Source organism: Streptomyces litchfieldiae (genome assembly GCF_031845365.1).
Classification (GTDB): domain Bacteria; phylum Actinomycetota; class Actinomycetes; order Streptomycetales; family Streptomycetaceae; genus Streptomyces; species Streptomyces litchfieldiae.
This window is the reverse complement of sequence record NZ_JAVREL010000013.1, coordinates 15372-28605: the sequence shown is the minus strand read 5'-3', so window position 1 is coordinate 28605 and position 13234 is coordinate 15372. Positions and strand designations below refer to the sequence as shown.

General features: G+C 72.8%; 10 protein-coding genes. 1 reads left to right on the top strand and 9 read right to left on the bottom strand.

Going from position 1 to position 13234, the window contains the following annotated elements; all coding sequences use genetic code 11:
* Positions 1-63: 63 nt before the first annotated feature.
* Genes RM590_RS21430 through RM590_RS21395 form a run of 8 tightly spaced genes read right to left on the bottom strand, consistent with a single transcriptional unit; the run spans position 64 to position 10227 of the window.
* Positions 64-1497 carry an aminopeptidase P family protein gene (locus RM590_RS21430; protein WP_311706277.1) on the bottom strand — a complete coding sequence of 478 codons (1434 nt, stop codon included), beginning with the start codon at positions 1495-1497 and terminating at the stop codon, positions 64-66.
* Positions 1494-2783 carry an alpha/beta fold hydrolase gene (locus RM590_RS21425; protein WP_311706276.1) on the bottom strand — a complete coding sequence of 430 codons (1290 nt, stop codon included), beginning with the start codon at positions 2781-2783 and terminating at the stop codon, positions 1494-1496. Before RM590_RS21425 ends, RM590_RS21430 begins: the two co-directional genes overlap by 4 nt.
* Positions 2780-3646, bottom strand: a complete 867-nt coding sequence (locus RM590_RS21420; protein ID WP_311706275.1) for an ATP-binding cassette domain-containing protein — start codon at positions 3644-3646, stop codon at positions 2780-2782. The genes RM590_RS21425 and RM590_RS21420 overlap by 4 nt, the downstream gene beginning before the upstream one ends.
* Complete coding sequence (locus tag RM590_RS21415; RefSeq protein WP_311706274.1) at positions 3643-4533, bottom strand: ABC transporter ATP-binding protein; 891 nt, start codon at positions 4531-4533, stop codon at positions 3643-3645. Before RM590_RS21415 ends, RM590_RS21420 begins: the two co-directional genes overlap by 4 nt.
* Positions 4530-5525 carry an ABC transporter permease gene (locus RM590_RS21410; protein ID WP_311706273.1) on the bottom strand — a complete coding sequence of 332 codons (996 nt, stop codon included), beginning with the start codon at positions 5523-5525 and terminating at the stop codon, positions 4530-4532. The genes RM590_RS21415 and RM590_RS21410 overlap by 4 nt, the downstream gene beginning before the upstream one ends.
* Positions 5525-6508, bottom strand: a complete 984-nt coding sequence (locus RM590_RS21405) for an ABC transporter permease (protein ID WP_311706272.1) — start codon at positions 6506-6508, stop codon at positions 5525-5527. The genes RM590_RS21410 and RM590_RS21405 overlap by 1 nt, the downstream gene beginning before the upstream one ends.
* 1 nt (position 6509) lies before the next feature.
* Complete coding sequence (locus RM590_RS21400; RefSeq protein WP_311706271.1) at positions 6510-8234, bottom strand: ABC transporter substrate-binding protein; 1725 nt, start codon at positions 8232-8234, stop codon at positions 6510-6512.
* Positions 8235-8292: 58 nt separating this feature from the next.
* Positions 8293-10227 carry a glycoside hydrolase family 127 protein gene (locus tag RM590_RS21395; RefSeq protein ID WP_311706270.1) on the bottom strand — a complete coding sequence of 645 codons (1935 nt, stop codon included), beginning with the start codon at positions 10225-10227 and terminating at the stop codon, positions 8293-8295.
* A 239-nt stretch (positions 10228-10466) separates the two neighbouring features.
* Here RM590_RS21395 and RM590_RS21390 point away from each other — a divergent pair, with 239 nt between their 5' ends.
* Positions 10467-11510: an SGNH/GDSL hydrolase family protein gene (locus RM590_RS21390; RefSeq protein WP_311706269.1), complete on the top strand. Its 1044-nt coding sequence runs from the start codon at positions 10467-10469 to the stop codon at positions 11508-11510.
* Between the two features lie 43 nt (positions 11511-11553).
* Here RM590_RS21390 and RM590_RS21385 read toward each other — a convergent pair whose 3' ends face one another.
* Positions 11554-13230 carry a serine/threonine-protein kinase gene (locus RM590_RS21385; RefSeq protein WP_311706268.1) on the bottom strand — a complete coding sequence of 559 codons (1677 nt, stop codon included), beginning with the start codon at positions 13228-13230 and terminating at the stop codon, positions 11554-11556.
* Positions 13231-13234: the final 4 nt, after the last annotated feature.

The following is a 13234-nucleotide window of genomic DNA, read 5'->3' as shown; positions in this document are numbered from 1 at the left end:
CCTGTCGGGTTGGGAGCACTTGGGACAAGTGGCTCGGGTGAGGGTGCCCGGACGAGGGGCGGGTCAGATCAACTGCCGCACCCAGTCCTCGACCCCGGAGGCCGAGATGGGCAGGCCGCCGGAGAGGACCTCGGCGCCGTCGCCGGTGACGAGCAGGTCGTCCTCCAGCCGGACGCCGATGCCGCGCAGCTCCGGCGGAACGGTGTGGTCGTGGGCGTGGAAGTACAGGCCGGGCTCGACGGTGAGGACCATCCCGGGCTCCAGCGCGGCGCCCTGGTAGGTCTCGTAGTCCGACCGCGCGCAGTCGTGCACGTCGAGCCCGAGGTGGTGGCCGATGCCGCAGACCAGATAACGCCGGTGCTGCTGGCCCTCGGGGGAGAGGGCCTCGTCCACCGACACGGGCAGCAGGCCCCAGTCGTGCAGCCCGCGGGCGATCACCTCCATCGCGGCGAAGTGGAAGTCCGTGTAGGTGCGGCCGGGCCGGACCTGCGCCATCCCGGCCCGGTGCGCCGCTTCGACCAGGTCGTGCACGCGCCGCTGGGCGTCGTCGAACCGCCCGCCGGGCGGCACGGTGCGGGTGACGTCCGCGGTGTACAGCGACCGTGTCTCCACCCCCATGTCCAGCAGCAGCGGCGCGTCGGGCAGCACCGGGCCGTCGCACCGCACCCAGTGCAGCGTGGGGGCGTGCGGGCCGGAGCCGACGATCGTGGCATACCCCGGCCCGTTGCCGACCGTGCGCGCGTGCCGGTCGAAGGTGCCCTGGAGCCACCGTTCGCCGCCGTGTGCGATGGCCGCCGGGATCTCGGCGACGACGGCGGCGAAGCCGGCCACGGTGTGATCCACCGCCTCCCGGAGCTGGCCGATCTCCCAGTCGTCCTTCACCATCCGCAGATCCGAGAGCGTGGCGGCCAACTCCGGTTCGGCGTGCAGCCCGTGGCGCCCGACCAGGCCGGGGTCGGTGCCGGGCGTGGCCCGGGCGCCGGGCAGCGCGTCCAGCGTCTCGTCCAGGGCGGCCAGCGGCCGGACCTCGATGCCCAGCGCCGCCGACCACTCGGCCACCCCGGGCGAGGCGCCCACCCACAGCTCGCCGTGCGCGGCGTCCGCGAAGAACCCGGTCTCGCCGGGCCGGGCCGGCGGCGGGACGAACAGCGTCGCCTCGTGGTCGCCACCCGCGCTGGCGCGCAGCACGAGGACCGCGTCCTCGACGGCGCAGCCGGTCAGCCACACGAAGTCGCTGTCGGCGCGGAAGTCGTACGCGGTGTCGTTGCTGCGCACCGGCGCGCGCCCGGCCCCGGCGACCACGGTCGCAGGGCCGGTGCGGGCCGCCAGCCTCGCCCGGTGGCCGGCCGCGGCCTGTGCCGCGCCCGGCACCACCGGCACGGTGACCTCGGGTCGGCCCCAGCCGGTGCCGATCCCCGCGGTGAACGCCGGGACCTCGGCCAGCCGCGGCGGGCGGGTGCCCGCGTGCGGCGGGCGCGCGGTCGTGATATCGGTCATCGCCTCTCTCCTCCCCGGTCGCGGACGAGCCCGAGCAGCCGGGACAGCACCCGGCCGTTGCCGAGCCCGTCGTGCTCGAACTCGTTGGTCACCCACACCTGCGCGTTGCCGACGAGACCGGCGGTGGCGAGCTGGAGGTGGGCGTCGACGTACATGTCGTCGTAGTAGACGGCCGCGGCGAGCGGCACCTCGTTGGCGGCCAGCCGGTCCAGGTCGTACAGCGGGCTCCACACCTCGCGTTCGGCCAGCGCCTCGACGGCCGCGCGGAACGGGCGCAGCGCCCGCACCTCCCGCACCATCCAGGGGTAGGCCATCTCGCCGGTGAAGAACAACGGCCGGGCCTCGGGCACGAACTGGGGGTGCCGGGCGCGTTCCCGCTGGGCGGCCCAGCCGGTGGGGCCGTTGCCGCCGTCGCCGTAGATGGACTCCTGCATCGTCCAGAACAGCGGGCTCTCCGCGCCGGAGGTGCGCGCCATGACCTGCTGGAGGAACCCGTCCGAGAGCCGGCCGGGCGCGGCGAACGCGTCCTCCAGCAGCCAGTGCAGGCGTTCGGCGCCCGGCTTCATGCCCAGGTCCAGGCCGAGGGACTGGAAGCGGTGCACGGTCAGCCGGTCGCCGTCCGGCAGCCGCACATCGGTGTCGGCGAGCACGTCGGCGACGGCGGCGGCGCGTTCGGCGTCCTGGGGGTAACGCCGGTAGAACTCCGCGTTCTTGGCGGCCACCCGGGGGTAGGTGCGGCGGTACACCTCGGCCGCGTCGGGCGGCAGCCCGGGCAGCCCGCCGGTGACATAGCAGGCGGTCAGCGCCTCGGGCGCGCGCGACAGGTAGGTCAGGGTGAGGAAGCCGCCGTAGCTCTGGCCCAGCGTGGCCCACCGGCGCCCGCCGTAGACGGTGCGGCGCAGGTGCTCCGCGTCGGCCACGATGGAGTCGGCGCGGAAGTGGCCGAGGTACTCGGCGCCGCGCGCGCCGTCGCCCAGCCCGGCGAGCACCGCGCCGTCCACCGGGCTGGAGCGACCGGTGCCGCGCTGGTCCAGCAGGACGACGCGGTAGTGCCGCAGCGCCTCGGCGAGCCAGCCGGACCGGTCCAGCGGGCGCGGCCCGCGCCCGCCGGGGCCGCCCTGGAGGAACAGCAGCAGCGGCAGGTCCTCGTCCCGCAGCTCCGGGTCGCTGAAGTCGCGGGCGAACACCTCCAGTTCACGCCCGTCGGGGGCGTCCCACACCAGCGGGACGGGCACGCGGTGCTCGCGCACCCACATGCCGCCCAGCGCGTAGCCGTCGGCCGTCATGGCTTCTCCTCCCCGGCGGCGGCGCGTTCCCGGGCCCGGGCGCGGCGGGCCGCCTCCCACTCGGGGCGGATGCGGGGAACGGCGGCCAGCAGCGTCCGGGTGTACTGGTGGCGGGGCGCGGCGAACAGCTCGTCGCGCTCGCCGGTCTCCACCACGCGCCCGTCGTTCATCACCGCGACGCGGTCGGCGATCTGCCGCACCACGGCCAGGTCGTGGGCGATGAACAGGTAGCTCAGGCCCTCCTCGCGCCGCAGCCGCCGCAGCAGATTGATCACCTGTGCCTGGACGGAGACGTCCAGCGCGGAGACGGCCTCGTCGCAGACCACCACCTTCGGGCCGACGGCCAGCGCCCGGGCGATCCCGATGCGCTGCGCCTGCCCGCCGGAGAACTGCGCAGGGTAACGCGTGCTGTGGTCCGGGTTGAGCCCGACGCGTTCCATCAGGGTGCGGGTGAACGCCCGTGCGCCGCCCGGGATGTGGCGGCCCTGGTAGGTCAGCGGGGCGGTGACGAGGCGTTCCACGGTGTGCCGCGGGTTGAGCGAGGAGTAGGGGTCCTGGAAGACGACCTGCACCTGGGAGCGGAAGCGGTGCAGGTCCCGGCCGGTCAGCCGGGTCACGTCCTCGCCCTCGAACTCCACGGTGCCGGCGGTGACATCGAGCAGCCGGGCCGCCAGCCGGGCGGTGGTCGACTTGCCGGAGCCCGACTCGCCGACCAGCGCCAGGGTTTCACCGGCGCGCAGTTCGAGGTCGACGCCGTCCACCGCGCGCACCAGGTGCTTGCGGCCGAACGGCCCGCCCTGGCCGCGCACGGCGAACTCCTTCACCAGGCCGTGCGCGGCCAGCAGTACCGGTGGCCGGGTCATCGGCCGTCACCTCCCTCGGTGTTGTCGACGGCGGTCTTGTCGACAGCCGCTCTTTCCAGCAGGGGCGTCCGCAGCTCGCCGACCTCGTCGTCCAGCCGGGGCACCGCGTCCAGCAGCGCCCGGGTGTAGGGGTGCCGCGGATCGGAGAACAGCCGCTCGGCCGGGGCGTGTTCGACGCACCGGCCCTCGCGCATCACCACCACGTCGTCGGCGATCTCGCTCACCACGGCGAGGTCGTGCGTGATGAGGATGAGCCCGGCGCCGGTGTCCCGCCGCACCTCGGCGAGGAGCTTCAGGATCTGCGCCTGCACGGTGACGTCCAGCGCCGTCGTCGGCTCGTCGGCGATGAGGAGGTCCGGCTCGGTGCACAGCGCCATCGCGATCATCACGCGCTGCCGCATGCCGCCGGAGAACTGGTGCGGATAGTGGTCCACCCGGCGGGCCGCGTCGGTGATGTGGACCCGTTCCATGGCCTCGATGGCCACCCGGCGCGCCTCCCGGCGGGTGGCCTTCTGCCGGTGCGCCCGGTACGCCTCGGTGATCTGGGTGCCCACCGTGTAGTACGGGTTGAGGGAGGACAGCGGGTCCTGGAACACCATCGCGATCCGGTCGCCGCGCACCCGGCGCAACTGGCGGTCGGTGAGCGCGGAGATGTCGCGGCCGGCCAGCAGCACCCGGCCGGCGCGGGTGGCGGCGGGCGGCAGCAGCCCCATGATGGCGAGGCTGGTCATGGACTTGCCGGAGCCGGACTCGCCGACGATGCCGAGCGAACCGCCCGGCTCCAGGCTGAAGTTGAGCTCCCGCACCACGTCCACCGGACCGGCCGGGGTGGGGAACGTGACGGTCAGGTCCTCGACCTGGAGCAGGGGCGGGGTGGCGGCGCTCATGACGTCCTCACCCGCACCCTCGGGTCCAGGGCCGTGTAGAGGAGGTCCACCACGACGTTCCCGACGACGACGAAGAACGCCGCCATCAGCGTGACGCCCATGATGACGGGCTGGTCGTTCTTCGCGATCGAGTCCGCGGTCATCTTGCCGACTCCATTGAGACCGAACACGGTTTCGGTGATGAGCGCGCCGCCCAGCAGGCCGGCGAAGTCCATCCCGAAGATGGTGGCGATCGGGGTGAGGGCCGGGCGCAGCGCGTGCCGGCGGATCACCAGGTGGCGCGGCAGGCCCTTGGCGCGGGCGGTGCGGACGTAGTTCTCCGAGAGGGTGTCGATCACGTTGGCGCGGGTCAGCCGCGCGTAGACCGACGCGTAGGCGAACGCCAGCACGATCCACGGCATCAGATAGCTCTGGAACCAGCGCGCCGGATCCTCGCCGAACTCGACCGCCGCCGGGAAGGGGAGCCATTCGAGCTCCACCACCAGCACGTACTGAAGCACCAGCGCGAACACGTAGTTGGGGATCGAGATGCCCGACAGGGCCACGACCATCGCGCTCCGGTCCCACCAGGTGTTCTGCTTGAGCGCCCCGATCAGGCCGCCCGCGACGCCGGCCAGCAGCCACAGCACGGCGGCGCCGACGGCGACCGTCGCGGAGACCGGCAGCCGGTCGGTGATCATGTCCCACACCGGCTGGCTGGACTGGAACGAGTAGCCCAGGCAGGGCGCGGCGCAGTGTGTGGCGCCCTCGCCGACGCCATAGGTGCGGCCGGCGAACAGCCCGCCGAGGAAGCTTGTGAACTGGGTGAGCAGCGGCTCGTCCAGCCCCAGGTTGGTGCGGATCCGCTCGATCAGCTCCGGGGAGCAGTTCTTGCCGCAGATCTGCACCGCCGGGTCGGGGGAGAGCACGAAGAACACGCCGAACGTGAACAGGCAGACCAGCAGCAGGATGAGCGCCACGCCGGCCAGCCGTGTGAGGAGGAAGCGCGCCATCACCGCACCCCTTCCGGGTCGAGGACGGCGCGCAGACGGTCGCCGAGCACGGTGAACGACAGGACCAGCAAGAAGAGGAACGCGCCCGGGATCGCGAAGTACGTCGGCACCACCGAGTACCAGCTCACCGAGGACGCGATCATCTGGCCCCAGGACGGCGTCGGCGGCACCACGCCGACGCCCAGGAACGACAGGCCCGCCTCCGTTCCGATGTAGCCCGGCACGGCCAGCGTCGTCATGACGATGATCGTCGAGCGCAGGTTCGGCAGGATCTCGCGGAACACGATGGCCGCGCTGCTCGCGCCCGAGGCGCGCGCCGCCTCCACGAACTCCCGCCGCGCCAGCGACATCGTCTGCCCGCGCACGATGCGCGCCAGATAGGGCCAGCCGAAGACGGAGATGACCACCACCAGCAGCGTGGAACGGTTGCCCGCGGGCAGCGCCGACAGGATCGCGATCATGAAGATCAGCGCGGGAAACGCCATCAGGAAGTCCATGACGCGCGAGATCACCCAGTCCACCGTGCCGCCCAGATACCCGGCCAGCAGCCCGAACAGGACGCCGAGGAACGTGGTCAGCGCCGTCGCGGACAGCGCGATCAGCATCGACACCCGCGCGCCGTAGACGATGCGCGCGAAGATGTCCCGCCCGCTGCCGGGCTCGACGCCGAACCAGTGCTCGCCGCCCGCGCCGCCCCAGTCGCCGAGCGGCACGCCGGCCAGGTTGGGGTCCACGGCCGTCTGGTCGAACTCGTACGGCCCCCACCCGCTCACCTTCACGATGAGCGGCGCGAAGACGGCCATGGCCACGATCAGCAGGATGTAACTCGCGCTGAGCACCGCCCCCTTGTCGCGGGCCAGCGCCCGCCAGGCGCGCGGGCGCGGCGGCGGGGGCGCGCCGCCCGCGGTGGACGGCGCGCCCTCCTCTCCCTCGGCGGGGCCCTTGGTGGGGCCCGTGGCGGGCTGAATGGGGATGGCTGTCATCTCAGCCCCGCTCGGGATCCCGCAGCCCGACGAGCACCAGGTCGATGCCGCCGGTGGCGGCGCCCGGCGAGGCGTACAGCCCGGTCAGGTTCTCCCCGGGCAGGGCGATGCCCGACTCGACCACGAGCGGCACGATCGGCGCCAGCTCCATGATCTCCTCGTCCAGCAGGCCCCACTGCTCGTTGGCCGCCTCCAGGTCGGTCATCGCGCGGATCTCGTCGATCCGGGCGTTGATGCCCTCGTCGTTGATCTGCGCGAGGTTGGAGTTGCCGACGTCGGTGATGTTCCGGCCGTCGAACAGCGGCGGCAGGAACGTGCTGGCCGAGGACGCCCAGTCGGGGCACCAGCCGGTGATCGCCGCGTCGTGCTGGAGCGCCGGGGTGCCGATCGTCTCGTAGTAGGTGGAGGTGTCGATGACGTTCAGCTCGACGTTGATGTTGACCTTCCCCAGCGCCTGCTGGATGGCCTCCGCCTGCGCCTGCATGGCCGGCTGCGACCGGATGTCCAGCGTCATGTCGAAGCCCTCGGACAGCCCGGCCTCGTCCAGCAGCGCCTGGGCCGCCTCGACGTCACCGCGGTGTCCCTCGCTCGGGTAGAGGTCGAAGTCGCGGTGCCCGTTGACGGTCGGCGGCAGGATCGTGGTGGCGACCTGCGCGAGCTGGGTGCCGCCGCTGGCGGTCTGCACGGCCGCCCGGTCCACGGCGAGGTTGATCGCCTGCCGGACCCGGACGTCGTCGAAGGGTTCCTTGGTGGTGTTCAGGCCCATGTAGGTCGTGCACACGCCCGGCATCTCGAAGAGCCGTTCCTGCAACTGCGGGGTCTGGACGCGGGCCAGCGTCGCGGGCTGGATCTTGCCGGCGAACGCGTTGACGTCCGCGCCCTGCCCGGCGAGCAGCCGCTCGTCGATGGTGGCCGGGTCGAGGCCGATGACGAACTCCCAGGCGTCCGGGTAGGCCTCGCGCACATCGTCGGTCTCGGGGTCCCACGCCTCGTTGCGGACCAGCTTGATGGAGCTGCCGGGGGTGTAGGAGTCCACCGTGTAGGGGCCCGAGGCGATGATGTCGTTGATGAACTCGTCGCCGGCGCCGGTGCCTTCGGGGAACGGCACAAAGCTGTTCTGGGCGACGACCGAGCTGAACTCGGGGAAGGGCTCCTTGAGATGGAAGATGATGGTCCGCTCGTCGGGCGTCTCGATCGTCTCCAGCGGGCCGGACCGGTAGGGGCCCTCGTAGCCCTCGGGGGCGTCGATGACCTGGCGGGCGTAGGGCGAGCCGATGCCCAGCTCGGGGTCCCAGGCGCGGGACACGCCGAACTTGACGTCCGCCGAGGTGATCGGCGAGCCGTCCTCGAACTTGATGCCTTCCTTGAGGGTGAACGTCCAGCTCAGCCCGTCCTCGGAGGGTGTGCCGAGGTCGGTGGCGAGGTCAGGGACGACCCCGGAGGGGTTCTCGGAGTTGCCGGGGGCGGAGGTGGTCAGCGTGCGGTAGACCAGCCGGTAGAAGTTGTTGACGCCGCCGTCGAACCCGCGGGCCGGGTCCAGGTAGGAGAAGTCGGCGTTCTGGAGCATGGTGACGGTGCCGCCGCGGGCGGGGGTGTCGGTGTAGTCCGTCCCTCCGCCGGACGGCCCTCCGCCGTCCGCATCGGTGCCGCCGCCGGAACACGCGCTGAGCGCGAGCGCTGCCGTGGCGGCCAGCGCCGCCGCCTTGACGAGGACAAATCTTCTCACTGGGCTCCTCTCGGGTCCGCGGGCTCGGGGCCGAGCCCGGGATGGGACGGGTGACCCGTCAGGACTGCCGCAGCCACACGCGCATGGCTCCGGCCCGCCTGTTGCCCCACAGGAAGTAGGGAACGAGGCGCACGGGGACACGGGCGGGGGCCGCGTCCCCTTCCGCGTCGGGGACGGCCGCGGGGTACAGCTCGCCGTGCTCGGGGGGCACGGCCGTCAGTTCGGTTTCGAGCGTGGTGACCGGCAGTCCCCAGGTGTGCTCGTCCGCCGTCTCGCCGATCGCGGCCACGTCGGCCGGGGTCAGCACGAGATCGTCGACCGGCGCACCGGCGTCCTGCTGTTCGACGCAGTACACGAGCGGGCCGCGCAGTAGCGCGAGCGAGCCGCGGTTCGCGTCGAGGTAGGGGTGGGGGCGCACCGCGCGTACCCGCAGGGGGAGTTCGAGCACCACGCGGTCGCCGGGCGCCCAGGTCCGGGTCAGCCGCAGCCAGCCCGGTTCGGCGCCGGGCACCGGCTCGCCGTTGACCAGCGCCCGCGCCCCGGCCGCCCAGCCCGGCACGCGCAGGCACAGCGTGACGGGCCGGTCGGGCGCGGCGTCGATCTCGACGGTGACCGTGCCGTCCCACGGGTAGCCGGTGGTGACGGTGACGTCGAGCAGGCCGGTGCGCACCGTCGCGTCGGCGTACAGCGCGAGGGTGAGCGCGTCGTCCGAGACGGTCGCGAGGTGGTCCTGCAACTGGGCGTTCCAGCGCACGATGTTGGGCGGGCAGCAGGGGCAGCCGAACCAGGCGCGGCGCAGCAGCTCGCCGCCGGACTCCGCGCCGCTGCGCTGGTCGTGGTCGGGGCGGCGCTGCAACGGGTTGTCGTAGAAGAACGCCCGCCCGTCGGCCGAGGTGCCCACCGCGTAGGCGTTGTAGAGCACCCGCTCGACGACGTCGAGCACATCGGCGCGGCCGGTCGCCAGGAACAGCCGCCAGCCCCACTGCATGGTGCCGATCGCGGCGCAGGTCTCCGCGTACGCGCGCTCGGCGGGGAGTTCGTAGCGGTCGCCGATCGCCTCGTCGGAGTGGCGGCTGCCCAGGCCGCCGGTGAGGTACAGCTTGGTGGCGACCATGTCGTCCCACAACTCCTCCAGGTGCGCGAGGAGTTCGGCGTCGCCGGTGTGCAGGCAGACGTCGGTGGCGCCGGCGGCGAGGTAGACCATGCGCACCGCGTGGCCGGTGACCGACTCGAGGTCGCGGAGCGGCACCTCGTCCTGGAAGTAGGCGGCGGGGAAGATCGTGTGGGTCAGCCGGCCGGAGCCGCGGCGGTCCACGAAGAGCCCGGCCTGCCGCAGATAGGCGTCCTCCCCGGTCTCGCGGTACAGCTCGACCAGCGCCATCTCGATCTCGGGGTGCCCGCAGTACAGCGGTTCGCCCTCGGGACCGTAGCGGGCCACCACCAGGTCGGCGAACCGGCGCGCCACGGTCAGCAGCCGGTCGTCGCCCAACTGGCGGGAGGCGGCGACGGCGGCCTGGACGAGATGGCCGAGGTTGTACAGCTCATGGCCCCAGCCCAGGTCCTCCCAGGGGGACTTGGGTGCGTCCGGGCCCTGGAAGTAGGTGCCGAGGTAGCCGTCGGGCGCCTGTGCCCGCTCGACGAGCTCGACGCTCTCCGTCCAGAACGCCTCGGTCTCCGCGTCCAGTACGCCCCGGGCCAGCTCGTACACCAGCCCCTCCAGCGTCTTGTAGACGTCGGTGTCCAGGAACGGGTACCGCCCCCGGTACGGGCCCGGCGCCTCGTCGGCGATCCGCCGGAAGTTGTCCAGGTTCCCGGCGCGGGTGATCTCCCGGACGGCGTGCGGCAGCGTCGCGGTGCGGTTTGTCTCCTGCCAACGCGCGAAGAGCCCGCCGGTGAGCGTGACTTCGCGGGTGCCGAGCACGCGGCCGGGCCGTCCGGCCACACGGGCGGCGGGCGCGCCGGAGTGGCGGGTTCCACGAGGGGAAGAAGTCATGCGCGTGGTCCAGTCGTCTCTCGCACTGATATGTGGCGGGTGACATTGCACTGTCACAGAGTCTCGAACGCATGTGCTTTCGGTAACGTTCGTGTTACCTCCGCGCCGCCCGCCGTTCGCCGCCGCGGCGCTTCGAAAGCTGTCGAAAACCGGCCGAAAGTCTGGCCATTCGCGATGCTGGCCTGCTTTCCTGGCAGGCGCATCGCGTGCTGGGGGCCTCCTCCTCGAAGGGGCTGTACGTGACCCGCATCTTCCGACGCGTCCTCGGGGCGCTGGCCGTCCTCGGCACGGTGCTCGCCGTCCTGCTCGCGGGCGGCGCGCCGGGCGCCGCCGCCGCACCCGCCACGTCCGCCGCCGTCCTGGCCGGCGAACCGGGCGACCCCAACATCCAGTTCACCGGCCGCTGGGACACCAGCAACCCGCAGGCATACACGCCCTATTGGGCGGGCGCCTACCTCTCGGTCGGCTTCACCGGGACCACGGTCAAGCTGCGACAGCGCAACACCATCGACCTGTTCGCCAGCATCGACGGCGGCCCGATGGTCGCGTTCACCGGCGTCAGCGGCGAGGTCAACCTCACCCCGCGGCGGCTGTCGGCCGGCAACCACACGCTGGTCGTCACCTACCGCGTGGTGGCCGGCTCCTATCGCGGCGACGCGGTGTTCCAGGGCCTCACCCTGGACGCCGGGGCCGGCACCTACCGGCTCCCCGAGCGGGAGCACCTGATCGAGTTCGTCGGGGACTCCATCACGGTGGGCACGACCACCTCACGCAACCACCTGACCGCCTACCCCTGGCTGATCGGCGAGCAGTTGGGCGCGGACCACACGGCGATCGCCCAGGGCGGCGCCTGCCTGGTCGCCGCCGACTGCGTGGGCCTGGAGCAGCAGTTCACCAAGCTCAACCCCAACGCACCCACTCCGGACTGGGACTTCGGCCGCTACCAGGCCGACGCCGTGGTGATCAACCTCGGCACGAACGACGTGGGCCATGGCGTGAGCGGGGCGCAGTTCCAGGCGTCCTACACCAACTTGCTGCGCACCGTCCGGGCCGAGTACCCCAACGCGTGGATCTTCGCCCTGGAGACGTTCCGGGGCCGCTATGTCCCGGAGACCGAGGCGGCGGTGCGGACGGTGAGCGGCGAGGGCGACTCCCGTGTCTCGTTCGTCGACACCACCGGCTGGCTGGGCAGCGGCGACCTGACGGACGCCGTCCACCCCAACGACCAGGGCCACCGCACCATCACGGCGCGGCTGGCACCGATCATCGACGCCCGGCTGTGATCCGGCGGCGGTTGCCGGAGGACCGCGGTCCCCCGGCGACGGCTCAGCCGAGCTGCGCGGCGCCGGGCCACACGGTGAGGTCGATGGTGACGTACAGGCTGGGCGAACCCTCCGGCGCGTACTCCTGGACGGTGACCAGGGCGATGTCGCCGGTGGCGGTGGTCACGCAGATCTGCGACCCGGGGGGCGCGCTGTCGGCGGGGATGGCGTCGGTGTAACGGGTCACCGACCGGCAGGTGTCGAGCGAGCCGGTTTCCCCGGCCTCCAGGAGGACCATGGTGTTGCCCTCCTGGCCGGTGGCCAGCGGATTGTCGGTGATCCAGTCGCTGCTGAAGCCGAAGTCGCCCTCGTAGGTGACGCCCAGGTCGGTTTCCTTCGGCGTCGGCGGATCGTCGTAGAACCAGATGATGCGGTCCGCGGGGAGGTCCAGGCCCTCGGTGACCACCGCTTCGGGGTCGGCCGGTGGTTCCGGTTCGGTGGTGGGTTCCTGTGTCCCGGTGCCGTCCGGCGCGGTGTCGTCCTGGGTGGCGGGGGCCTCGGTGGCCGGTTCCTCGGTGGTGGGGTCTTGCGACACCTCCCCGCCCGCGTTCTTGTCTCCGTCTCCGTCGCCGCCTCCGTTCATGAGCATGGCGCCGACGACCACGCCGGCGATCGCCACGCACACGCCCACGGCGGCCAGAAGCGCCGTCCGCCCGCTCCGGCGCGGCGGCGGCGTGACCGCGGCGGGCGGGCCGGTCGGCGTGAGTATGAACGCCGGCGGCTGGCCGGGCGGCGGCGTGGGCACGTCCGGCTGGCCGGGCGGCGGCGTGGGCATGGGCGGCGGCACCGCCAGGCTCGTGACCGTGGCCGCGTGGTGGTCGATCTCGGCGGTGACGGCGGGCGGCAGCCAACCGCCCGAGGGCAGGGGAGAGTCCGCCGCCAACCGCTGGCACGTTTCGATCACCTCGGCCAGGGACGCGCGCCCGGCCGGGTTCTTGGCCAGGCAACGGGCGGTCAGGTCCCGCAGCGCCTCCGGGACCCCGGACAGGTCCGGCTCCTCGTGAACGATCCGGTACAGCACGCCGTGCGAGGCGCCCTCGCCGAACGCCGGGGTGCCGGTGGTGGCGAACACCGCGATCTGGCCCAGGGCGAAGAGATCCACGGCGGGCGTGCTCGGCTGGTTCATCGCCTGCTCCGGCGCCATGAATCCGGGGGTGCCCACGATGGCACCGCTGCGCGTCAGCGAGGTGGCGTCGGCGGCCCGCGCGATGCCGAAGTCGATGACCCGCGGGCCGTCCGAGGCCAGCAGGACGTTGGACGGCTTGAGGTCGCGGTGCACGATGCCCGCCCCGTGGATGATTTGCAGCGCCTCGGCGATACCGGCCAGCGCCCGCGCCGCGGCGGGCACCGGCAGCGGGCCGTGGTCCCGGACCGCGGAGTACAGGGAGGGCCCGGCCACATACGCCGTGGCGAGCCAGGGCCGTTCGCCCTCGGTGTCGCTGTCGATGACCGGAGCGGTGTACAGGCCCTGGACGCGCTCCGCGGCCCGCACCTCCTGCCGGAACCGGCGCCGGAAATCGGGGTCGGCGGCCAGCTCGGGGCGGACCACCTTGATGGCGACGGGCCGGCCGCCGGGCGTGTGCGACAGGTACACCTTGCCCATACCGCCCTCGCCGAGGCGGTGGGTGATCCGGTATCCGGCAACGGCGGTGGGGTCTTCAGCAGTCAGAGGGGTGAGCACGGCC

What these genes read in the sequence shown, in the direction of transcription:
- RM590_RS21430 (WP_311706277.1), bottom strand. Translation starts at nt 1,497, where the DNA reads ATGACCGATATCACGACCGCGCGCCCGCCGCACGCGGGCACCCGCCCG.
- RM590_RS21425 (WP_311706276.1), bottom strand. Translation starts at nt 2,783, where the DNA reads ATGACGGCCGACGGCTACGCGCTGGGCGGCATGTGGGTGCGCGAGCAC.
- RM590_RS21420 (WP_311706275.1), bottom strand. Translation starts at nt 3,646, where the DNA reads ATGACCCGGCCACCGGTACTGCTGGCCGCGCACGGCCTGGTGAAGGAG.
- RM590_RS21415 (WP_311706274.1), bottom strand. Translation starts at nt 4,533, where the DNA reads ATGAGCGCCGCCACCCCGCCCCTGCTCCAGGTCGAGGACCTGACCGTC.
- RM590_RS21410 (WP_311706273.1), bottom strand. Translation starts at nt 5,525, where the DNA reads ATGGCGCGCTTCCTCCTCACACGGCTGGCCGGCGTGGCGCTCATCCTG.
- RM590_RS21405 (WP_311706272.1), bottom strand. Translation starts at nt 6,508, where the DNA reads ATGACAGCCATCCCCATTCAGCCCGCCACGGGCCCCACCAAGGGCCCC.
- RM590_RS21395 (WP_311706270.1), bottom strand. Translation starts at nt 10,227, where the DNA reads ATGACTTCTTCCCCTCGTGGAACCCGCCACTCCGGCGCGCCCGCCGCC.